General features: G+C 73.6%; 23 protein-coding genes. 4 read left to right on the top strand and 19 right to left on the bottom strand.

Going from position 1 to position 19,891, the window contains the following annotated elements:
* Positions 1 to 3 precede the first annotated feature (3 nt).
* The 15 genes from J3P36_RS16805 to J3P36_RS09725 form a co-directional block, all read right to left on the bottom strand.
* Positions 4 to 1,383: a flagellar hook-length control protein FliK gene (locus tag J3P36_RS16805; protein ID WP_210507494.1), complete on the bottom strand. Its 1,380-nt coding sequence runs from the start codon at positions 1,381 to 1,383 to the stop codon at positions 4 to 6.
* The gene (locus tag J3P36_RS09660) at positions 1,380 to 2,078 is read right to left on the bottom strand and encodes a C40 family peptidase (protein ID WP_210507496.1); all 699 of its coding nucleotides are present in this window, start codon (positions 2,076 to 2,078) and stop codon (positions 1,380 to 1,382) included. The genes J3P36_RS16805 and J3P36_RS09660 overlap by 4 nt, the downstream gene beginning before the upstream one ends.
* Positions 2,075 to 2,497 carry a flagellar FliJ family protein gene (locus J3P36_RS09665; RefSeq protein ID WP_210507498.1) on the bottom strand — a complete coding sequence of 141 codons (423 nt, stop codon included), beginning with the start codon at positions 2,495 to 2,497 and terminating at the stop codon, positions 2,075 to 2,077. Before J3P36_RS09665 ends, J3P36_RS09660 begins: the two co-directional genes overlap by 4 nt.
* The gene (locus J3P36_RS09670) at positions 2,490 to 3,821 is read right to left on the bottom strand and encodes a FliI/YscN family ATPase (RefSeq protein ID WP_210507500.1); all 1,332 of its coding nucleotides are present in this window, start codon (positions 3,819 to 3,821) and stop codon (positions 2,490 to 2,492) included. Before J3P36_RS09670 ends, J3P36_RS09665 begins: the two co-directional genes overlap by 8 nt.
* Positions 3,818 to 4,408 (bottom strand): FliH/SctL family protein, encoded by a 591-nt coding sequence (locus tag J3P36_RS09675; RefSeq protein ID WP_210507502.1) that lies wholly within the window; start codon positions 4,406 to 4,408, stop codon positions 3,818 to 3,820. Before J3P36_RS09675 ends, J3P36_RS09670 begins: the two co-directional genes overlap by 4 nt.
* Positions 4,398 to 5,408, bottom strand: coding sequence for a FliG C-terminal domain-containing protein (locus J3P36_RS09680; RefSeq protein WP_210507504.1), 1,011 nt, complete (start codon positions 5,406 to 5,408; stop codon positions 4,398 to 4,400). Before J3P36_RS09680 ends, J3P36_RS09675 begins: the two co-directional genes overlap by 11 nt.
* The gene (fliF, locus tag J3P36_RS09685) at positions 5,405 to 7,018 is read right to left on the bottom strand and encodes a flagellar basal-body MS-ring/collar protein FliF (RefSeq protein ID WP_210507505.1); all 1,614 of its coding nucleotides are present in this window, start codon (positions 7,016 to 7,018) and stop codon (positions 5,405 to 5,407) included. Before fliF ends, J3P36_RS09680 begins: the two co-directional genes overlap by 4 nt.
* A complete protein-coding gene (fliE, locus tag J3P36_RS09690; protein ID WP_210507519.1) occupies positions 7,018 to 7,323 on the bottom strand; it encodes a flagellar hook-basal body complex protein FliE in 306 nt (101 codons plus the stop codon). The genes fliF and fliE overlap by 1 nt, the downstream gene beginning before the upstream one ends.
* The gene (locus J3P36_RS09695) at positions 7,323 to 7,715 is read right to left on the bottom strand and encodes a flagellar basal body rod protein FlgC (protein WP_210507521.1); all 393 of its coding nucleotides are present in this window, start codon (positions 7,713 to 7,715) and stop codon (positions 7,323 to 7,325) included. The genes fliE and J3P36_RS09695 overlap by 1 nt, the downstream gene beginning before the upstream one ends.
* Positions 7,715 to 8,056, bottom strand: coding sequence for a flagellar basal body rod protein FlgB (gene flgB / locus J3P36_RS09700; protein ID WP_210507523.1), 342 nt, complete (start codon positions 8,054 to 8,056; stop codon positions 7,715 to 7,717). The genes J3P36_RS09695 and flgB overlap by 1 nt, the downstream gene beginning before the upstream one ends.
* A gap of 141 nt (positions 8,057 to 8,197) precedes the next feature.
* Entirely contained in the window at positions 8,198 to 8,464 is a 267-nt protein-coding gene (locus J3P36_RS09705) for a hypothetical protein (RefSeq protein ID WP_210507525.1), read from the bottom strand.
* Complete coding sequence (fliS, locus tag J3P36_RS09710; RefSeq protein ID WP_210507526.1) at positions 8,457 to 8,870, bottom strand: flagellar export chaperone FliS; 414 nt, start codon at positions 8,868 to 8,870, stop codon at positions 8,457 to 8,459. The genes J3P36_RS09705 and fliS overlap by 8 nt, the downstream gene beginning before the upstream one ends.
* A gap of 4 nt (positions 8,871 to 8,874) precedes the next feature.
* Positions 8,875 to 10,260: a flagellar filament capping protein FliD gene (gene fliD, locus J3P36_RS09715; RefSeq protein WP_210507528.1), complete on the bottom strand. Its 1,386-nt coding sequence runs from the start codon at positions 10,258 to 10,260 to the stop codon at positions 8,875 to 8,877.
* 98 nt (positions 10,261 to 10,358) lie between these two features.
* Entirely contained in the window at positions 10,359 to 11,483 is a 1,125-nt protein-coding gene (locus tag J3P36_RS09720) for a flagellin (RefSeq protein WP_210507530.1), read from the bottom strand.
* Between the two features lie 105 nt (positions 11,484 to 11,588).
* Positions 11,589 to 12,407: a sigma-70 family RNA polymerase sigma factor gene (locus J3P36_RS09725; protein ID WP_210507532.1), complete on the bottom strand. Its 819-nt coding sequence runs from the start codon at positions 12,405 to 12,407 to the stop codon at positions 11,589 to 11,591.
* Positions 12,408 to 12,731: 324 nt separating this feature from the next.
* On the opposite strand from J3P36_RS09725, the gene flgN reads away from it, so the two are divergent.
* Genes flgN through J3P36_RS09745 form a run of 4 tightly spaced genes read left to right on the top strand, consistent with a single transcriptional unit; the run spans position 12,732 to position 15,967 of the window.
* On the top strand, positions 12,732 to 13,217 hold the full coding sequence (flgN, locus tag J3P36_RS09730) for a flagellar export chaperone FlgN (RefSeq protein ID WP_210507534.1): 486 nt from the start codon (positions 12,732 to 12,734) through the stop codon (positions 13,215 to 13,217).
* A 1-nt stretch (position 13,218) separates the two neighbouring features.
* On the top strand, positions 13,219 to 14,649 hold the full coding sequence (gene flgK, locus J3P36_RS09735; protein WP_210507536.1) for a flagellar hook-associated protein FlgK: 1,431 nt from the start codon (positions 13,219 to 13,221) through the stop codon (positions 14,647 to 14,649).
* Positions 14,650 to 14,654: 5 nt separating this feature from the next.
* Complete coding sequence (gene flgL / locus J3P36_RS09740) at positions 14,655 to 15,560, top strand: flagellar hook-associated protein FlgL (RefSeq protein ID WP_210507538.1); 906 nt, start codon at positions 14,655 to 14,657, stop codon at positions 15,558 to 15,560.
* Positions 15,561 to 15,565: 5 nt separating this feature from the next.
* Positions 15,566 to 15,967 carry a flagellar assembly protein FliW gene (locus J3P36_RS09745; RefSeq protein WP_210507881.1) on the top strand — a complete coding sequence of 134 codons (402 nt, stop codon included), beginning with the start codon at positions 15,566 to 15,568 and terminating at the stop codon, positions 15,965 to 15,967.
* An 85-nt stretch (positions 15,968 to 16,052) separates the two neighbouring features.
* On the opposite strand, the gene J3P36_RS09750 is transcribed toward J3P36_RS09745, so the two are convergent.
* From J3P36_RS09750 to pilM, 4 genes are read right to left on the bottom strand one after another with little or no spacing between them, the layout of a single operon-like run.
* Entirely contained in the window at positions 16,053 to 17,483 is a 1,431-nt protein-coding gene (locus tag J3P36_RS09750; protein ID WP_210507540.1) for a hypothetical protein, read from the bottom strand.
* Positions 17,484 to 17,535: 52 nt separating this feature from the next.
* Positions 17,536 to 18,165 carry a type 4a pilus biogenesis protein PilO gene (gene pilO, locus J3P36_RS09755; protein ID WP_210507542.1) on the bottom strand — a complete coding sequence of 210 codons (630 nt, stop codon included), beginning with the start codon at positions 18,163 to 18,165 and terminating at the stop codon, positions 17,536 to 17,538.
* Positions 18,162 to 18,830, bottom strand: coding sequence for a hypothetical protein (locus J3P36_RS09760; RefSeq protein WP_210507544.1), 669 nt, complete (start codon positions 18,828 to 18,830; stop codon positions 18,162 to 18,164). The genes pilO and J3P36_RS09760 overlap by 4 nt, the downstream gene beginning before the upstream one ends.
* A complete protein-coding gene (pilM, locus tag J3P36_RS09765) occupies positions 18,827 to 19,891 on the bottom strand; it encodes a type IV pilus assembly protein PilM (RefSeq protein WP_210507546.1) in 1,065 nt (354 codons plus the stop codon). Before pilM ends, J3P36_RS09760 begins: the two co-directional genes overlap by 4 nt.

Genomic DNA, 19,891 nt, shown 5'->3' on the forward strand with positions numbered 1-19,891 from the left:
GCCTTAGGCCAGTACGTCGAGGACGGATCGGGGGTCCACCGCTCGCGGGACGCGTGCGACGGGCGAGGCGGCCGTGGAGGCGGGCGCCGAGAACGGGAAGGCGGGCTGCGGGGCGTTCCGGCGGTCGCCGCGCGAGCCGCTCGAGGTGCCCGCGTCGCCCGCACCGAGGCCGACGCTCGTGCCGGGCCCGGACTGGGCGAGGTCGCGGCGCAGGTCCGGAAGGATCGACTTGAGCGCATCCCGCGCCTGGTCGGTGGGCGCGAACAGCTCCACCCGCATGCCCTCGGCGGAGACGTGGGCACGGACCGTGACCGGGCCGAGGTGGTCGGGCGCGACGCGGACGGTGACGATGTGCTCCCCGGGCCCCGCGGTGGCGAGCTCCAGGATCGGCGCGGCCAGCTGCTGGGGCAGCGGCGGGGGCTGCGGGGCCGGTGCCGGTGCGGTGGCCGCCGGCGCTGCGACGGTCGACGGAGCGGTCGTGACCGGAGGGGCGGGGACGCCGGCGGCGGGCAGTGGCAGCGTGTCGGACGCGACCACCGCGGAGGTGGCGGCCGGTGCCGCGGCTCCGGAGACGGGGGCGTCCGGTGCCGTGGACGGGGCGGCGGCGCGCGGCGCTGCGGCAGCCGCGGGAAGGGCGGTCGTCGCGTCGGCAGGAGCCGCCGCCGGACGCGCCGCGTCGGCCGCGGGCGCCGCGGAGGCCGCGGTGATCGTGGCACTGGACGCCGGAGCCCCTGCGGCCGCGGGCAGCGGAGCGGCCGCGGGCTCCGCCGGCGCGGAGGCGGGGACGGCCGAGGCGATCGGCGACGCGGCAGCGCTCGCGACGCCGGCCCGATCGGCGGCAGGGGCGGACGGAGCCGGGGTCGCGCCGGTCGCGGCGGCGGCGATCGGAAGGGCGGCAGCCGCGGCCGGCGGGCCTGCGACGAGAGCCGCTGCGCCCGCGGCGTCGGGGTCGGTGGGTGCCGCCTCAGCGACGGCGGCAGCCGGGTCGACGGCGGTCGCCGCAGCGGCTGCGGGCTCGGCGGTCCCGGGCACGGCGGCGGTCAGGGCGGCAGCGAGGAACGGCAGTGCCTCCGGCGCGACCAGGGGCGCGGTGGGCGTCGTCGCCGGCGCGGCGCCGCCGGTAGCGGGCAGGGGGCCGACGGAGGCGCCCGGCGCTGGAGCGTCGGGGGTTGAAGCGCCGGGCGTCGACGCGGCGTCGGTGCCGGGCTGGTCGCCCGGCCCCTCCGGCCGCGCCTCCCGCTTCTCGACTGCCGGCTCGCGGCGAGCGGAGACGGCCTGATCGAGGGCGGCGCCGAAGCCGACGCCGGAGTCGGGTGCGGCGGCGCCGGGGGTGCTCGGCACGAGGACGTCCGCGCCACGCGGCGCGGCGGCGACAGGGATCACGAGAGGCTCCCGGAGAGGAGGGCGGAGCGCGCCGCCATGAGCTGCTGGGCGGTGGACGAGTTGACGCTCGTGCCCCCGCCGAGGAGGGCGGACAGCGAGTCCAGCGACGACGTCGACGCCGATCCGCCGAGGAGCGAGGCGAGGTCCGGCGTGCGCGCGGCGGTCTCGGGCACGACGCGGCGGATGGTGGTGATGCCCTCCTCGCCGACCCACAGCTTCTGGACCGACACGTCCCGTCCGGCGTAGGGCGCGTGGATCACCGTGTTGTTCCCGAGGTAGATGGCGATGTGGTCGCCGCCCTCGAGGACGATGAGGTCGCCCGGCTTAGCCTCGGCCAGGGAGGGGACCTCGGTGCCGATGTCCTCCTGGTCGCGCACGAGGCGCGGCACGTCGATGCCGAGGTCCTTGAACACGGTCTGCACGAGGCCCGAGCAGTCCATGCCGCTCGAGGTCGTGCCGCCGAAGACGTAGGGGACGCCGACGTACTTCTGCGCTGCGGCGGCGACGTCCTCGCCGGTGACGGTGCCGTCCCCGAGCAGCGCCGACGACGGATCGGCACCGGCCGCGGCCTGCAGGGCGTCGGCGAAGGCGGCCGGCGCGGTCGCGGTCGACGCGCGGGCGCCGCTCCCCTCCACGAGGGAGACGATCTCGGCGATGCGCGACTGCACCGCCTGCACGGAGGCGGGGACGGTCATCGCTCCTCCTTCCCGGTGCGCACGCGGCCCGCGAGGTCGTCGAGGACGGCCTGCTCGGCGCGCAGCTCCGCGGCTGCCTCCGCCGAGGCGTGGCGGCTCTCGAGCTTCTCGATGGCCTTGCGGGCGGCGCGCGCCTTCTCGTGGGCGGCGCGGGCGCGCTCGACCTCGGCGTCCTGGTCGACCTGCAGCGTCCGGAGGTCCGCGAGCATGCTGGACGTGGAGGCGCGGGCGGCCGCGATCGCGTGCAGCGCCTCGATGGAGCCGACCTCCTCGTCCTGCCCGAGCATCGCCTCACGCACCCCCGTGCGCTGCGCGGCGAGCTCGGAGGCGCGGGACCTGGCGCGGAGGAGCGCGCCGGCGGCCTGGTCCTCCTGGCGGCGGCGCAGCCGGAGCAGTCCGGCGAGCGAGAACTCAGCCATGCGCCGCTCCCCTCAGGCGAGCGGCGAGGTCGGCGAGCCGGTGCCAGGACAGGGCGACCGGGGCGGCCTCGTCGATCCGCTGCTGCAGGAAGGCCGCGATCTCAGCGTCGAGGGCCAGGGCGGCGTCGACGAGCGGGTTGGCCCCGCGGCTGTAGGCGCCGACGTCGATGAGGTCCTGCACGTCGCGGCGGGCGGCCATCGCCTGGCGGAGCATGCGGGCGGCGGCGAGCTGCTCGGGCGAGCACACCTTGCCGGCGACGCGGGAGACCGAGCTCAGGACCTCGACGCTCGGGAAGTGGCCGCCGGAGGCGAGGCGGCGGTCGAGGGTGACGTGGCCGTCGAGGATCGAGCGGGCGGTGTCGGCGATCGGCTCGTTGTGGTCGTCGCCGTCGACGAGGACGGTGTAGATGCCGGTGACCGAGCCCTGCTCGGCGGTGCCGGCGCGCTCGAGGAGGCGGGCGAGCAGCCCGAAGACCGAGGGCGGGTAGCCGCGGGTGGCGGGCGGCTCGCCGACGGCGAGGCCGATCTCGCGCTGCGCCATCGCGACCCGCGTCAGGGAGTCCATCATGAGGACGGCGTGCGAGCCGGCCTCGCGGAACGACTCGGCGATGCGCGTGGCGGTGAAGGCGGCGCGCACGCGCATCAGGGCCGGCTGGTCGGCGGTCGAGACGATCACGACCGACCGAGCGAGCCCCTCGGGTCCGAGGTCGTCCTCGAGGAACTCGCGCACCTCACGGCCGCGCTCGCCGATGAGGGCGATGACGGAGACCTCGGCATCGGTGCCGCGGGCGATCATCGACAGCAGCGAGGACTTGCCGACGCCGGAGCCGGCGAAGAGCCCGATGCGCTGGCCGCGGCCGACCGTGGTCAGGGTGTCGAGCACGCGGACGCCGAGCGGGAGGGCGGAGTCGACTCGCGTGCGGTGCAGCGCGGAGGGCGGGGCGTTGTCGATGGTGGCCGTGCCGGCGGCGTCGACCGGTCCGCCCCCGTCGATCGGGCGGCCGGTGGCGTCGAGCACGCGGCCGAGCAGTCCTGCGCCGACCGGGATGCGCATGGCGGCGCCCGTGGAGCGCACCGGCGCGCCGGCGGGGATCCCGTCCAGCGGGTCGAGCGGCATCGCGGTGAGGCCGGCGCCGGAGACGGCGACCACCTCGGCTCGGGCACGGCCGTCGCCGATCAGGAGCAGATCGCCGATCGCCCCGGGCAGCCCGCGCACCTCGGCGCCGATGCCGGCGAGGGAGGCGACGGAGCCGATCCGCTCGGGCAGGGCCGCGGCGCGGACGGCGTCGAGAGCCGGCGGGCGCCGGGTCAGCAGCGCGGTCACCGTCCCTCCCCGAGGACGGCGCGGGCGCGGTCGAGCGCGGCGGCGATGCGGGCGTCGAGGATGCCGTCGGGCAGCTCGACAACGGCATCGCCCCGGTGCAGGGCGGCGTCGGCGAGGACCGCGATCCCCTCGAGCTCCGTGCCGGCGAGCTCTGCGTCGGCGGGCGCGAGGCGGACGCGGACGGGAAGCTGCTCGGTGGCACCGTCGAGCACGCGGCGCACGCGGTCGAGCGGGGCGTCCGGAGCGGAGGCGAGCTCGCGGTCGACGAGCGCCTCGGCGAGCTCGACGGATGCCGCGAGCAGCGAGGCGTCCACGGCGGCGAGCACGGGCGCGGTGGCGGCGTCGAGCCGCGCGGCGGCCAGGGTGAGCGCTTGCGCCGCCGCAGCGAGCCGTGCGCGGCCGGCGGCGATCGCCTGGTCGTGCTCCGCCTGCTGGGCGAGCCGCTCCGCCTCGACCGCGGCGGCCGCCGCCCGTCGGCCCGCGGCGTATCCGGCGGCGTGGCCGGCGATGCGCGCGCGCTCCTCGGCGGCGCGGGCGGCGTCGTCCCGGAGGACCGGATAGGCGAGGGGGGCGAAGTCAGTCGACATACTCCTCCTCCTCGGCGGCGCGGTGGACGGTGATCGTGCCCGAGGCCTCCAGATCGCGGATGGCGCGGACCACCTGGCTGCGCGCCTCGTCGACCTGGCCCTTCAGCACGCGGCCGAGCAGCTCGGTCTCCTCGTCGAGGGCGGTCCGGTTGCGCTCGGACATGTTGCCCCGCACGGTCTCGATGACCGACTGGCTGGCGCCCTTCATGGCGATGGCGAGCATCGCGGGGTCGAGGCTGCGCAGCACCTGCTGCACGTCGCGCTCCTCGAGTGTGACGATGTCGTCGAAGCCGAGCATGCGCGACTTGACCTGCTCCGCGAGCTCGCTGTCACGCTCCTCGAGCGCGGCGAGCAGGTCGCGCTCGGTGGCGGCGTCGGAGCGCTTGATGATGTCGACGAGGGGCTGCACGCCGCCGGAGGCCTGCACCTTCTCCTGAGGGAGCACGATGGCCCGGGCCCGCTGCTTGAGCACGGCCGTCACGATGCTGACCGCCTCCGGCGTCGGGGTGCCCATGGTCGCGATGGCCTGGGCGACGTCCACCCGGACCGACGGCTCGAGCCGCGCCAGCACTGCGGACGCGAGATCGGTGCGCACGCGCGTCAGCACGAACGCGGTCGTCTCCGGCAGCTCGCCGTCGAGAAGGGAGGACACCTGCACTGCGTCGGCGCCGTCGAGGAACTCGAAGCTGGACCCGGAGTCGAGGCGCTCGAGGAAGCCCTGGGCGCGCTCGGCGCCGAACGACGCCTCGAGCAGGCCCGCCGCGAAGTCGCGGCCGCCGCGCGAGTTGGCGGCGCGGCCGATGCTCCGCTCGCTGAACTCGCGGATCGCGGTCTCCGCCGTCTCGGCGTCGACGTTGCGGAGCCGGACGATCTCCGCCGTGATCTCCTCGGCCTCCTGCTCGCTGAACTGCCGCATGACGACGGCCGCGTGCTCGGTGCTGAGATTCATGATGACGAGCGCCGCCTTCTGGGTGCCCGTCAGGGTGCGTGTCGCGGTCACACGGTCTGCCGATCATCCATGAGAGCCCGCAGGTAGTCCGCGGTCTTCCCGGGGTTCGCGCCGGCGAGGGCGTTGATGTCGGCCTGCAGGCGCTCGAACTCGGTGGGCGCCTGTGAGGCGAGCGGACCGAGCGGCACCGTCGCCGCGTCGCCGAGGGCCGGCGGGTTGGCGCCGGGTGCAAGCGGCCAGGCGCCGGCGGCGGCGTCCAGGCCGGCCGCGCCCGCGGGGGCGACGGCGAGGCTGCCGACGTCGATGGGCGCGGGGGTGCGGCGGGACCGGCGCCGGAAGAGGATGAGCGCGATGATCGCGACCGCGATCACGGCCGCCGCGATGGCCCCGGTCGTGATGAGGCGGAGGATGTTCTCCTGCTGCTCCGCCGCCTTGGCGCTCTCGATGGCCTCGGCCGCCCGGTCGGCGGCGTCCGTCGAGAACGACGTGAGCTCCACGGTGACGCGGTCGCCGCGGGCGTTCTGGATACCGGCGGCGGTTGCGACGAGGTCGGTGATCGTCTGCTCGTTCACCTTCGTGACCGCGTCCCGGTTCACCGCGACCGAGACGGACTGGCGCGAGACCGCGCCGGCGGGGATGTCGGTGGTCTCGGTCACTTTGTCGAGCGCGTTGTTCTTCGTCGCGCTCTCGTTGACGTAGCCGTCGCCGCCCTCGCCGGCCGGCACCGCGATGTTGTCCGGGCCGAGCACGCCGGTCTCGGTGCCGTTCCCGGTGCCCGAGTACGACTCGGTGCTGGTGGACTCGCTGGTGGTCGGCGCGCCCTCCGGCACCTGGTAGGTCTCCTCGACGCGCTGCGCCGACTCGTTGCTGACGACCGCGTTGACGACGACGGTGGAGTTGCCGGGACCGACCACCTGGTCGAGCATCGACTGCACGGTCTGCCGGACGCGCTGCTCGTAGTCGCTCGCCTGCTGCGCCGAGTTGCCGACGGTGCCCTCGCCGACGACGGAGAGCAGGGTGCCCTTCGAGTCGACGACGGAGACGTTCTCGGGCAGCAGCCCGTCGATCGCGGCGGACGTGAGGTGCACGATCGCCTGGACCTGGTCCTCGGACAGCGTGGCCGACGTCTCGAGGAAGACCGAGGCCGTCGGGTCCGCCTGCTCGGAGACGAAGACGCTCTCCTCGGGGATCGCGAGCTGAACGGACGCGGCCTTGACGCCGCGGATGGACGAGATGGTCGAGGCGAGCTCACCCTCGATCGCGCGCTTGTAGGTGACGTCCTGCTGGAACTCGCTCGCGGTGACGCCCATCGAGTCGAGCAGCTGGTAGCCGCTCGTGCCCTGCGCCGGCAGGCCGGCGGCGGCCGCGGCGATGCGCTCCTGGTCGACCTTGTCGGCGGGCACCAGGATCGTGCTGCCCCCGTCGGCCAGCTGGTAGGCGACGCCGTCGGCCTCGAGCTGGTCGACGATCGCGCTCGCATCCTCGCCGGCGAGGCCCGAGAACAGCGGCGAGTACTTCGGCTGGGCGAGCCAGGCGCTGAGCGCGACGCCGCCGAGCACGAGCACGGCGACGCCGAGCAGCGCGAGGGTGCGCTGGGCGATCGTGAACTCGCGGACCGCGGCGAGGAGGCGCGACATCGCCCCGGAGACCTGTGCCGGCATCAGGCCTGCATCCTCATGATCTCGTTGAAGGCCTCGACGCCCTTGTTGCGCACGGTGGAGACGAGCTCGAGGGTGACCGCGGCGCGGGTCGACGCGATGGTGGCCGCGTGGATGTCGCCCAGGTCACCGGTCACGGCGGCGACGGCGAGCTGGCTCGAGGTCCGCTGCAGACCCTGCAGGCTGCCGACCGCATCGGAGAGCATGTCGCCGAAGGATCCGCCGGACGCGCCGGTCGCGGCCTGGGTCGCGGATGCCGGAAGCGCCGGGGTGATCCCGGAGACGCCGGAGATGCCGGAGACGGGCATCAGGACCTGCCGATCTGCAGTGCTGCCTCGTAGGTGCTCTTCGCCCGGTCGACGACCGCGGCGTTCGCCTCGTACCCGCGCTGGGCCATGATCAGGTTGCTCATCTGGGCGGAGAGGTCGATGTCGGGCATCCGAACCAGCCCGTCCTCGTCGGCGAGCGGGTTGGCGGGGTCGTAGGCGAGCCGGCCCTCGGCGCTGCCGAGGGCGGTGCCGGCGACGTTGACGCCGCCATCCCGGGTGTTCGCCCGCGCGATGACGTAGCGCTCCTGGAAGGCGTCGCCGTCGGTCGCGGACGCGGTGTTGACGTTGGCGATGTTGTCGGAGATGGCGTCGAGCCACTTCCGGTGCACGGTGAGGGCGGAGCCCGCGATCCCGATCGCGTCGAACGTCATCAGCTGGTCCTCATCGCCGTGCGGGCGGAGTTGAACTCGCCCTCGACCGCGCGGGCGGCGAACTGGTAGCGGAGGACCGTGTCGATGTTGGAGAGCGTCTCGGTGTCGAGGTTGACGTTGTTGCCCTCGGTGTTGGTGGGCTCGAGGGAGACCTTCGTGGTGATCTCCGCGATGCCGCTGCCGCGGCGGACGCTCTGCGCGAGCGCGTCCTCGAACTGCACGCGCTTGGCCTGGTAGCCCGGAGTGTTGACGTTCGCGATGTTGTCCGCGATGGCGCGCTGGCGCGCCGAGAGACCGCTGAGCGCGGTCGTGAGCGCGGTCGTAGTGAGGGAGTCGAACACGACGTCGTCCTGTCCATGCAGAAAGGAGGGCGGCGGCCGATCCGTGGCCGGAGAAGTGAGCGATCCGTGCTCTAGGGTCAACTCTCGGTTGAAGGAAGCGCGCAGGTTAGCTGCGCCGCACCCCCCGACCAGGGGGCAGTGCTACGCGACGGTGTCGATGAAGGCCGGAAGGTGGGAGGGCTGGACGGCGGAGGGCCGGCGCAGCGCGGCGAGCTCCCCGCCCACGCGGGCGAGCTCCGCCTCTGCGGCGGTGAGGGCGTCCTGCTGGCGGGCGAGGAGGACGCGGGCGCGCTGCTCGAGCCTCCGCGGCATCGGGTCCAGCCCGGCCGGCGGGGCCCATTCGGCGAGGTCGCCGACGGCCAGCCGGTGCTCGAGGTCCTCGAGGACCGCGTCCCAGCGATCAGGCAAGAGCCTGGCCGCGTCCGTCGTACGCGGGGGTCGCGGCCTCCGCCGCGGCCTGGTGCCAGGCGGAGCGGAGCGGCTCGAGCAGCGCGATGCATTCGCGGGTGCGCTCGACGTCGCGGTGGACGTTGGCGTGCTGCAGCGACCGGGTCACGAACTGGTAGATGCCGAGCAGGCCGGGCCCCCCGTCCCACAGCTCGGGCTTCAGCGTCTCGACGAGGTAGGCCACGATCTCCTGCGCGTGCAGAAGGTGAGTGGACGCGGTGCCCCAGGAGCCGGCGACCTGTGCCGTCTCGGCGCGCTGCAGGTCGAGCAGCAGGCGGTCGTAGAGCATCGTGAGCAGCCGCGCGGGGGACGCGGACAGCACTGCGTCGCGGTTGTAGAGGGCGCGGGCGGCGGCGAGATCGTTCATCGGCTCAGTTCGACGTCGGAGTGAGGGCGGCAAGCTGCGAGGCGAGCCAGTTGGACTGGGACTGAATGGAGCTCATCGCGGTCTCCATCGCGGTGTACTGCCGCTGCAGCATGTCCTTGCGCTTGGCGAGGCGGAGATCCCACGCGGCGATGTTCTCGTTCAGGGACTTGACGGCATTCTCCTGGCCGGTCACCTTGCTCGTCAGGAAGCCGTCGAGCGAGTCGGACGCGTCCTCGGCGACCTCCTGCACCCGCGCCGCCGCAGCCGAGAACATCCGCTGCGTGCCCGCCGGGTCGCTCTTCAGCGCCTCGCCGAACTTCGCGGCGTCGAAGCTGACGGAGCCGTCCCGGGTGACCGAGATGCCGATGGTGGAGAGCGACTTGCCCTCGACCGGGTCGATGACCGCGGTGAGGAGGGCGTCCTTCAGCTGCCGGACCGTCGAGTCGCCGGTGAAGCTGCCCGCGCTGACGATCGGGGTGCCCGCCGCGTTCGTGGACGGCGTCACCTTCGACTTCACCGAGATGGTGCCGAACAGGGCGGACAGCTTGGCGACGAAGCCGCTGGCGACCGCCGAGGCGGCGTTCCCGTCCTGTGCGACCGTGACGGTGACGGGCTCGGTCGCGGCCTTGGCGACCGTGATGTCCGTCCCGCCGAGGACCTCGGCGAAGGTGTTGGTCGACGAGGTGAGCGTCTGCTCCGCCGAGCTGCCCTCCCAGAGGACGATCGAGGCGTCGCGCGCCGCAGCGACCTGGTCCGCTCCCGACTCGGCGAGCAGGGACGGCGCCGTGCCGGCCGCCACGTCCGCCTTCGCGCCGCGATAGGCGGTGAAGGCCCCCGCGCTGCCGGTCTGGGCGGCGGTGAGCTGGAGCCGGTACTGCGCGGTGCCGTCTGCGGCCTTGCCGGAAGCGACACGCGTCGCCGTGACACCGGCGCCGGCGGAGTTGATGGCGGCCGCGACGTCCTCGAGCGAGGTCGACGCTGCGGTGATCTCGGTGAGCGTGCCGTCGGCGCCCTTGATGGTGAGGACTGCGGGGTCGGAGCCCCACTTCGTCATCGCGCCGGTGACGATGGACTGGGCCTGCGCCGTCTGCTGCACCCGGAAGGTGACGCTGCCGGCTGAGGCGCCGGTGCGTGCGGTTGCTGTGGCGGCGTCACTGGAGGCGGTCGCGCTGAACAGGGCGAGCGAGGCGCTCGAGCCCACGTCCTTGGCGCTCGTCGCGATGCCGGCGACGGCCGTGTTGAGGGACCGGAGGTCCGCGAGGAAGCTGGTGGTCGCGGTCAGCTTCGTCTTGAGAAGCGTCTGCGGACGCGCCTCCAGCTGCATGAGCTGCGTGATGATCGACGTCGTCTCCAGGGAGCTCGCGAGTCCGTCGATGCCCAGACCGGCCATGCGGTTCCCCTTCCCTCGCCGTCGGTGGTGCTTGTGGTGCGGGTGGTGCGCCGAGCGGCGCGACAGCGAAGCTGCCGCGCCGCCCGGTCAGTGCTGGATCAGCCCAGGAGCTTCAGCGCCATCTGCGGCATCTGGTTGGCCTGCGCGAGCATCGAGGTGCCCGACTGGCTCAGGATGTTCGCACGGGTGAAGTTGACCATCTCCGCCGCCATGTCGACGTCGGTGATGCGGCTCTTCGAGGCGGACAGGTTCTCGACCGAAACGTTGATCGTGTTGATCGCGCTCTCGAACCGGTTCTGCAGCGCACCGAAGTTCGAGCGGGCGGTCGAGACAGCGGTCAGCTGCGCGTCGATCGACCGGATCGCCGCCTGCGCCTCGTCGGCGGTGCTGAAGCTCAGTCCACCCGCGACTGCGGTGCCCTCGTCGATACCGGTACCCGGAGCAGCGGCGGCACCGGCGGCGCCACCGGAGACGGTCCCGCCGGCCTTCGAGGTGACCACAAGCTGGTTGTCGTCGTTCACTGAGGCCGAGAAGTTCGTGGCGAAGTTCGCGTCCTTGTTCAGCGCGTCGGCGACATCCCCGACGGTCTTGTAGGTCCCTGCGCCACCAAGGGTGACGGTGACGTCGGTGGTGCCGTTGGTGAACTTCATCGCCCCGGTGACCTCGGTCGGCGTGAGGACGTCGAACTTGGCGCCGGCGGCGCCGAGGTTCGACGCAATCGACTTGAGGTCGGTCATCGCGACATCGATCTGGCTGTTGGCGTCGCCGCTCGCACCGACCTGGAACTTCAGGGTGCCGGCGTTGCCGTCGAGCAGCTTCTTGCCGTTGAAGTTGGTCGAGTTGCTGATGCGGGTGAGCTCGTCGGTGAGGCTCGTGGCCTCCTTCGAGATCGCGTCGCGGGCGCCGGTGCTGTTCGAGTCGTTGCCTGCCTGCACGGCGAGGTCACGCAGACGCTGAAGGATCGACTGCGCCTCCCCAAGCGCACCTTCCGCGACCTGCACGACCGAGATGCCGTCCTGGGCGTTGCGAGCGGCGACGTTGAGACCGCCGATCTGCGACTTGAGACCCTCGGCGATCGTCAGACCGGCCGCGTCGTCGGACGCGCGGTTGATCCGGAGACCGCTGGACAGCTTCTCGAGCGACTTGCTCAGGCTGTTCTGGGTGTTCGTCAGGTTGCGGTACGTGTTGAGCGCACTGACGTTGGTGTTGATCTGCATCCCCATTGCATTTCCTCCATGAGTAGGGTGTTCTGCCGGTCCATCCGTGGTCCGACGTGATCACCTATCGGCTGCGCCTCGCGGCGCGTTAGCGTTCGCCCCGATCGGGGGTCACGACGCTGCGGAGCGGACGGCGACCGGTCCGCTGAGCTGCCTGCTCATCGCTGCGCTCGCATTCTCGGCGAGGCGGGCGAGGTAGGCGCTGCGCCTCGCCGGGGCGATGCGGGAGGAGGCCTCCTGCTCGGCCGCCGGCTCGTCGGCGTAGTGGGCGGTGAGCCCGTCGCGCATGAGGCGGACCGCCTCGGCGCGCTGCTGGGACACGGCGGAGTGAGTGGTGCCGAGCTCCTCGGCGAGCTCCTTCACCGACCGGTCCTCGTAGTAGATCTGCTCCACGATGTAGCGCATGCGCTCGGGCAGCGATCGGACGGCGGCGAGCACATACCCCGTCCGCTCGGTCTCGAGCAGGCTGTCCTCGGGGCTCGCGACCTGCGCCGCCATGGTGTCGGCGATCGTGTCGTCGAGCGAGGAGACGGTGCGCGCGGCGTCCGCGAGCGCCTCGGTCACCGAGGCGCGATCGACACCGAGCGAGACGGCGACCTCGTCGACGCTGGGGGTGCGGCCCAGGGCGGCGGTCAGCGACTCCTGCACCGCGAGGGACTCCTTGATGCGCTTCCGAGCGGTGCGGGTCGCCCAGTCGGCGGCGCGCATCTCGTCGGCGATCGCGCCGAGGATCCGGCGGCGGGCGAACGCGCCGAAGGGCACGCCGAGGGACGGGTCGTAGGAGTCGGCGGCGAGCACGAGGCCCATCGCGCCGGCTGACGCCAGGTCGTCGCGGGAGAGGTGCGTCGCGCGGGCGCACACGTCGTTCACGAGGTACCCCACGATGGCGAGGTTGTCCTCGACGAGCCTGTTGCGCTCGGAACGGTCCACGTGATGCTCCCCCGGCATTCCATTCGGGCGCACGGAAGGGCGCCCCGGATCCGCCCCATATCCACCGCCCCCGGCGGACACGGATCCGTCAGCTCATTCTCAGGAGATGGGGGGTAGGCGAGATAGACCCCATAAGTGGTTGCGTCGACCTCCCGTGTCGGGGAGGGAGGGACGTCTACGATGCGGCCGCCGTTCCGCACGGATACGGCCTCGCATCCTTACCTATCGGCACGGACTGCCGAATGTGAAAGGAGATCGGGGAAGAAAATCTCCGGATCCGGCGCAGTGCCCGATCTGCGCCTCGCAGGCAGGAAGGACACCGGCATGAGCGCGAACGACCTCTCGACGCTCCTCTGGCGCGAGCGGGAGCTGCTCGAGCTGCTGCTCTTCAAGCTCGAGGAGGAGCAGCTGCTGCTCAGCGCGGGCAAGGCCAAGTGGCTGCCGTTCGCGACTCGCGAGGTCGAGCAGGTGCTCGTCCGGCTGCGCCAGGCCGGCATCGAGCGCACGGTCGAGTCCGCCGCGCTCGCTCAGGAGTGGGGCGCGGGCGACGAGGCGACCCTGCGCGACCTGGTCCGGCACGCGCCGGCCGACGCGTGGCGCGACATCTTCCAGTCTCACCTGACGGCCCTCACGGCCCTCACGGCCCAGATCGCCGATATCCGCGATGCGAACCTGACGCACCTGCGCGCCGCCGCCCGCTCCACGCAGGAGACGCTCGCGAACCTCGAGCCCGGCGGGGGCATGTACGACGGGCGGGGCGCGCCGGCGATGGCGTCGTCCGGCAGCCACCTCTTCGATCGGCGGTTCTGACATGAGCACCTTCGGCGCCCTCCACACCGCCTACTCCGGACTCCAGGCCGCCCGCGCCGGCATGGACGTCACCGGTCAGAACGTCGCGAACGCGACCACCGCCGGGTACACCCGCCAGCGGGTGAGCCAGGCCGCCGTCGGCTCTGCTGCCGCCGCCTCCAGCGTCTTCCGCACGGGCGTGAACATCGGGCAGGGCGTCCAGGTCACGGGCGTCGACCGGCTGAGCGACTCGATCCTCGACACGCGTGTGCGCTCCGCCGCGTCCACCGCCGGATACTGGTCGGTCACCTCGGCCGCCGTGTCCACGATCGAGACCTCCCTCAAGGAGCCCGGGACGAGCGGCCTCCCGGCGACCCTCGCGAGCTTCTGGGCCTCCTGGCAGAACCTCGCCAACAATCCCGGTTCGGCCGGCCACGCCGCGACCGTCCTCACCGAGGCCGGCCAGGTGGCCTCCCGGATCGCCGCCGGCTACAGCGAGGCGACCGCCGGCTGGGACAGCCAGCTCACCGCGGCCAAGACCACGGTCGCGACCATCAACGACACCGCGGCGCAGGTCGCGCGGCTGAACGAGCAGATCCGGCGCACGGTCGGCGCGGGCGGCTCGGCGAACGAGCTCCGCGACCAGCGCGACCTCCTCGTCACCGACCTCGCCCGCCTCACCGGCGCCACCGTCCGCGACAACGGCGACTCCACGGTCGACGTGCTGCTCGGCGGCAGCGCCCTCGTCGCGGGGACCACGTCCCGCACCCTCGCCGTCGCCGGCGCCGCCCGCCTCGAGGAGGCCGCGACCAGCCCGGTCCGCCTGGAGTGGAAGGGCGAGGGACGCCCGGTGGACGTCGAGGGCGGCGCCCTCGCCGCGCATCTCGCGCTGCTGGCACCCGCCGACGGAAGCGGCGGAGGCGGTCCGTGGGCCGAGGAGGCCGCCGTGTACAACAGCCTCGCGACGGGTCTCGCCGAGACGGTGAACCTCCTGCACCAGCAGGGCGACCTGCCCGACGGAACCTCGGGCGCCTCGTTCTTCGGCTTCAGCGCCGACGCGACGGTTCCCGCGGCGCTCGGGCTGACCATCCTGCCCACCGGCGTCTCCGGCATCGCCGCCGCCCTGCCGGATGCCGGCGGCGGCAACGGCGGGATGGCCGACAGGATCGCCGGCCTCGGCCGCGCCCCGGAGGGGCCCGACGCCGCCTGGGCCGCGCACGTCGTCCAGCTCGGAGTGCTGTCCCGCACGACGGCACAGCAGGCGAGCCTCGGCCACCAGGCACTGGCCACGGCCAGCGGCGCCCAGGCGTCGCAGGCCGCCGTCGACCTCGACGAGGAGACGACCAACCTGCTCGTGTACCAGCACGCCTATCAGGGCGCGGCGCGCGTCATGACGGCCATCGACGAGATGCTCGATGTGCTCATCAACAGAACCGGGATCGTCGGAAGGTAGCACCCATGCTCGGCCGGATCACCAACCAGCAGATGCTGGTCTCATCGCAGCGGAACCTCACGTCCTCGCGCGCCCTGCTCGTCCAGCTGCAGGAGCAGGCGTCGAGCGGCCGCGCCGTCACGAAGCCCTCCGACGACCCCTCCGCCACCGCGTCGATCATGCGGCTGCGCTCGGAGCAGCGGTCGGTCACGCAGTACGGCACGAACATCTCGGACGGCCTCGCGTGGATGTCCACCCTGGACAACGCGCTCACCCACACCGAGGACCTCCTGCGCCAGGCGCGCGAACTCACGCTCCGGGGCGCCAACAGCGGCGTGATGACGCCGGCGACCCGAGAGGCGATCGCCACCCAGCTGGACGGCCTCAAGTCCGACCTGCTGCAGCAGGCGAACACCACCTACCTGGGCCGTCCCATCTTCGCCGGCAGCTCCAACGCGGGCAGCGCATTCACGGGCGCCGACTCGGTGACCCCCGCGCCGTACACCTTCTCCGGGGCCGACGGCGCGACCGTGACCCGGCGGATCAACGACACGGAGACGATCGTGGTGGACGCGAACGGGGAATCGACCTTCGGGAGCGGGGCGGGCTCGCTCTTCGCCTCGATCGACTCGATCGTGCAGGACCTGCGCGACGGCAAGGACGTCTCGGCCCGCCTCGCCGAGCTCGACGCCCACCGCGAGAACATCACCACCCAGCATGCGCTCGTGGGCGCGCGCTACGCTCGGATGGAACAGGCGCAGGAGACCAACCTCTCCCAGTCGGTGGCCCTCGAGACGCAGCGGTCGGGCATCGAGGACGCCGATCCGGCCAAGACCATCATCGATCTCAAGGCCCAGGAGCTGACCTACCAGACGGCCCTGGCGGTCACCGCCCGCGCCCTCCAGCCGACCCTCCTCTCCTACCTCTCGTGAGCACCATGGCCCCCACCCTGCCCGGCACGACTCTCAACCTCACCTTCACCGCGCCTCCGCCCGGCCTGTCCCCCGTCGTCGACTTCGTGCTCTCGCCGGTCGAGGGCGCGATCGGCCTCTTCACGCTGCGCGACACCGCGGGCGCAGACCTGCGCCTGTTCCTCGTCGACCCCGCCGTCTTCGTCCCCGAGTACGCGCCCGTCCTCACGGAGGAGCACTCGGCCGCCGTCGGCGCCCCGGCGGGCTCGCCGCTCAGTGTCTACGTCGTCGCCACCATGTCGGAGGCGGGCCCCGTCGTGAACCTGCTCGCGCCGATCCTCGTCGACGAGGAGAACGGCGCCGCTGCCCAGGTGATCCTCGACGGCGACTGGCCGCTCCGCGCGGAGCTCGTCGCCCCCGCCGCCTGACTCGAACGCGAAACGGGCCGATCCGGCGTTTCCGGGCCTCCTAGGAAGCCCGGATCTGCCGGATCGGCCCGTTCGTCGTTCTGCGCTACTCGGCGATGCCGGAGCGGGCGCGGTCGTACTCCGCGCGGCGCTCGGCCGACTCACGGTCGAACTCGGCGCGCGCCTCCGCGTTGCGGGCCTTCACCTTGCGGCCGCGGGCCGACGTCGCTAGCCCGAACCAGATCGACACCTCGCGGGCGATGACACCGCTCGCGATCGCGAGGGGGCTGAGGGCGATCGTGCCGAGGAAGCCCTGCACCTCGTTCGGCGTGATCCGCGGGGCCACGGTGGCGAGGGCGCTGCCGAGGTAGCCGAAGTACACGGCGACGGCCACGAGGAAGCCGCCGATGAGCCACCAGGCCCAGCCCCCGCGGTTGACGATGAGCGACAGCACGATCATGCCGATCAGGAACACGATCACCGGGCCCCAGTAGGCGGGGCTGACGAGGAAGCTCGTGAACGAGCCGCCGAACCGGTCCGCCGTGCTGTTGACGGCGATGATCAGCGCCGCGACGCCCGCCCAGACGAGGGCGTAGACGATCGCTGCGAGCACCGACATGAGGATGCCGAAGCCGCGGTTGCCCTTCTTGCGGGGCGGGACCGGCGAGTCGAGGAACGCCGGACGCGAGGGCGGCGGCGCGGCGACCGGCGCCTCCCCTGTGGTCTGCACCGGAGCGGTGGGGGCGGGGATCGGCACCGGCGCCTCCGCGGGCGGCGCGACGGCGCCGCGCGGCTGGGCCTCCTCGGGCCGGGCGTCCCGGATGCCGGCGGTGTCGCCGCTGTCGGCGGTGTCCTCGGTCCGCTTGTCGTCCCCGGGGGCGGGCACCGCGGCGACCGCGGTGCGCTCCTGCTCGGCGCTGTCGCGCGGGGCGTCGTCGGCGGGGCGATCGTCGCGGGGCTCGGTGCGCGACTCGCCGGCGCTCCGCTCGTCCGCCCGCTCGGGCGCCGGCGGGACGGGCGGCACGGCGGCGACCGACGGCTCCGCTGCCGACGTCTGGTCCGGCACCGCGGCGGCGCGCGCCTGGGAGAGGCGCGGGGCCTCTGTGGTCGGCTGCTCGGCCGGCGAGAGCTCCCCGTCCCGGTGTGGACCGGAGCCGAAGGCGGCCACGGGCGGGGCCGGCTGCTCGAGCCGCTCCGTCCGGTCAGCGGTCTCGGACTGCCCGGCGGGAACGGCGCCGCCGCGGCGGACGGGCGGCGCGTCCTGCTCGGCGTCCGCCGGCCGGTCGCTCTCGAGCTCGGCACGCGGGTCCTCCGCTGCGGGGGTCACCGGCGCCGCGTCGCCTGCCGGGCGCGCGTCGACGGGCGCGTCCGCGCGGTGCGCGGGGCCCTCCGGCTCGGCGTCCTGGGCGGGGGCGGAGGAGGTCACCGCGACGGGCACCTCACGGGACTCGACCACCGAGATCGGCTCCCCGACAGTGGCGGGATCGGTGCCGGGAGCCGGCTCCTCGGTCCTGCGAGTGGGCTTGTCGTCGCTCATGCTGCCTCCGCGCGTGGGTCGAGGGGGCGAGCCCCCCGGATCGGTCGCCAGTCTAGGGTTGCGGCGACACGTAGGCGAGGACGGACAGGGTGACCTGGCGCTCGTCCGCGTTCTCCGGTAGGGAGAGCGTGAGCGCCGAGGGCAGCAGCAGCCGGTCGGCGTTCTGCACCCGTCCGACGAAGTCGATCAGCTGGTCGCCGTCGCCTTCCGCGGTGATCTGCAGGGGGATCGCGATGGTGGTGGACGACGCCGCAGGTGCCGCGGCTGCGGGCTCCTCCCCCTCGGCAGGGGCGGAGTCGGCCGGCGCGGAGTCGGCAGCGGCGGTGCCCGCCGAGCTCGCCAGCTGCTGCGCCTCGCTCGTGCCGAGGTCGGTGATCCGCACCCCGGCCTCCCCGGCCAGGTCGGCGAGCTCGCCGACGAGGTCCGGCATGGCGGCGCCCGCGGGCAGCGCGGCCCTCAGCTCGGCCACGTCGTCCTCCAACCGGTCCCGGTCGGCGGCCTGACGCTTCAGCTCGGCCAGCTGCTGCTCCTGCGTGGCGACCAGCGCCGCCACGGACGCCTGCTGGGCGCGGTTGTCGTCGGCGGCGGCGAGCATCGGCTGCACGGCGAGGAGCCAGCCTCCGGCGAGGACGGCGGCGACCGCGAGCACGCCGCCCGCGATCCAGATGCGCGTGAGGTTCATCGGTCGCCCTCCGGGTCGAAGCGGTGCGAGTAGGCGGCGTCGCTCACGCCGACCGTCACCTGCGCCTGCAGGTTCCCGTCCTGGTCCACGGTGATCGCGCCGGGGATCGCGTCCGCGTAGCCGGGGAGCGTCTGCAGGTCGGCGAGCCACTGCTCGACGGCGGGGAGGTCGGGGGCGGAGGCGGTGAGCACGAGGGTCGCGACGCGAGCGCTCTGGAGCGGGGCGGTGGGCTGAACGATCTGCTCGAGCGGCGTGGTGGCGGTGACGTCGGCGCCCACGAGGGCCATCCCGTCCGCCAGCGTGCCGCGCACGAGGAGCAGGTAGGCGGCCCAGTCCACGTCGGTCGCCGCGGCGAGCGCGCGCTCCGAGGTGAGCCGGGTGCGGTCGGACAGCAGCGCGGTCACGTCGCTGTACTCGGCCTGCTCGGCGAGCAGGGCGTCGCTCTTCGCGCGCTCGGCCTGCAGCGATGCGGCGCTGCCGGCGACGGCGAAGGAGGCGCCGCCGATCGCGAGGGCGACGACGACCGCGGCCGCGACGACGGCGAGGAGCAGCAGGCGCAGCACGCGGCGACCGCGGCGCGCGGCGACGACCGACGGCGGCAACAGGTTGGCGCGGGGCGCGGCGCCGAGCACGAGCTCGGGACGCCGGGTCAGGGCGAGGCTCATGCCGTGCCCCCGCTCGCGAGGCCGACGGCCACGGTCATGGAGCCCCACCCGGTGGCGGGCTCCCGCTCCTGGAGTGCGCGGGCGAGCGTGATGCCCTCCAGCGGGTTGCCCTCGCGGACCGGGACGCGGGTGAGCTCGGCGAGGGCGTCCGGGAAGCCGGGCAGGCGGCCGGCTCCGCCCGTGAGGAGGATGCGCTCCACCTGGTCGCCGTGGTTGGCGGCGTAGTAGGCGAGCGTGTTCCGCAGCCCGGACAGCAGCTCGGTGGTGACGGAGAAGACGATCTCGAGCACCGTCTCGTACGCGAGCGTCGAGAGCCCCTCGGGTGCCTTGGGCGCGGCGACGAGGCCGACGAGGCGCTTCAGCCGTTCGGCCTCGTCCATCGGCAGGTCGAGCCGGTCGGCGAGCGCGCGGGTGATGTCCTGGCCGCCGGCGGGGATGATGCGCACGAAGCTCGGCACTCCGTCGCGGGCGACGACGACGATCGTGGTGGTCTCCCCCACGTCGACGAGCCCGACCGACCCGGCGGCGCCCGACCCGGAAAGCAGCACGCGGCTGAGCGCGAACGGCACGAGGTCGACGCCGACCGGGTTGAGGCCGGCGAGGCGCGCGGCGGTCACCTTCGCCTCCACCGACTCCTTCACGGCCGCGATGAGCAGGCCGCGGATCATCGGACCGCTCTCCCCCTGCTCCTCGGCGACCGGGTAGAAGTCGAGCAGCGCGTCGGCGACGGGGACCGGCAGCAGGTCCTGCACCTGATAGGGCAGGCTCTCCCGGATCCGCTCGAGGGGCTGCTTCGCGACGACGAGGTCGCGCACGATCACCTTGTGGTTGCCGACGCCGAGCACGACGTCCTTGCTCTTGAAGCCGGCGCTCGACCAGAGCCGCCGCAGCGCGTCCGCCACGGTGTTCGGCTCGCGCACGTCGCCGTCGCGGACGGCGCCCTCCGGCAGGTCGATCTCCTCGTAGCGGTGCACGGCCGCCCCGGGCTTCGCCGGGTCGTGCACCTCCGCGGCGCGAACGGTGGCGCCGCCGATGTCGACGCCCACGATCCTCGATCCCAT

This window comes from Naasia sp. SYSU D00057, assembly GCF_017916505.1.
In the GTDB taxonomy this organism is placed as follows: domain Bacteria; phylum Actinomycetota; class Actinomycetes; order Actinomycetales; family Microbacteriaceae; genus Naasia.

Excerpts from the sequence above, each read along its gene's own strand:
- J3P36_RS09660 (WP_210507496.1), bottom strand. The coding sequence starts at position 2,078 with ATGACCGTCCCCGCCTCCGTGCAGGCGGTGCAGTCGCGCATCGCCGAG.
- J3P36_RS09665 (WP_210507498.1), bottom strand. The coding sequence starts at position 2,497 with ATGGCTGAGTTCTCGCTCGCCGGACTGCTCCGGCTGCGCCGCCGCCAG.
- J3P36_RS09675 (WP_210507502.1), bottom strand. The coding sequence starts at position 4,408 with ATGTCGACTGACTTCGCCCCCCTCGCCTATCCGGTCCTCCGGGACGAC.
- fliF (WP_210507505.1), bottom strand. The coding sequence starts at position 7,018 with ATGCCGGCACAGGTCTCCGGGGCGATGTCGCGCCTCCTCGCCGCGGTC.
- fliE (WP_210507519.1), bottom strand. The coding sequence starts at position 7,323 with ATGCCCGTCTCCGGCATCTCCGGCGTCTCCGGGATCACCCCGGCGCTT.
- J3P36_RS09695 (WP_210507521.1), bottom strand. The coding sequence starts at position 7,715 with ATGACGTTCGACGCGATCGGGATCGCGGGCTCCGCCCTCACCGTGCAC.
- fliS (WP_210507526.1), bottom strand. The coding sequence starts at position 8,870 with ATGAACGATCTCGCCGCCGCCCGCGCCCTCTACAACCGCGACGCAGTG.
- fliD (WP_210507528.1), bottom strand. The coding sequence starts at position 10,260 with ATGGCCGGTCTGGGCATCGACGGACTCGCGAGCTCCCTGGAGACGACG.
- J3P36_RS09720 (WP_210507530.1), bottom strand. The coding sequence starts at position 11,483 with ATGGGGATGCAGATCAACACCAACGTCAGTGCGCTCAACACGTACCGC.
- flgN (WP_210507534.1), top strand. The coding sequence starts at position 12,732 with ATGAGCGCGAACGACCTCTCGACGCTCCTCTGGCGCGAGCGGGAGCTG.
- flgK (WP_210507536.1), top strand. The coding sequence starts at position 13,219 with ATGAGCACCTTCGGCGCCCTCCACACCGCCTACTCCGGACTCCAGGCC.
- flgL (WP_210507538.1), top strand. The coding sequence starts at position 14,655 with ATGCTCGGCCGGATCACCAACCAGCAGATGCTGGTCTCATCGCAGCGG.
- J3P36_RS09745 (WP_210507881.1), top strand. The coding sequence starts at position 15,566 with ATGGCCCCCACCCTGCCCGGCACGACTCTCAACCTCACCTTCACCGCG.
- J3P36_RS09750 (WP_210507540.1), bottom strand. The coding sequence starts at position 17,483 with ATGAGCGACGACAAGCCCACTCGCAGGACCGAGGAGCCGGCTCCCGGC.
- pilO (WP_210507542.1), bottom strand. The coding sequence starts at position 18,165 with ATGAACCTCACGCGCATCTGGATCGCGGGCGGCGTGCTCGCGGTCGCC.
- J3P36_RS09760 (WP_210507544.1), bottom strand. The coding sequence starts at position 18,830 with ATGAGCCTCGCCCTGACCCGGCGTCCCGAGCTCGTGCTCGGCGCCGCG.
- pilM (WP_210507546.1), bottom strand. The coding sequence starts at position 19,891 with ATGGGATCGAGGATCGTGGGCGTCGACATCGGCGGCGCCACCGTTCGC.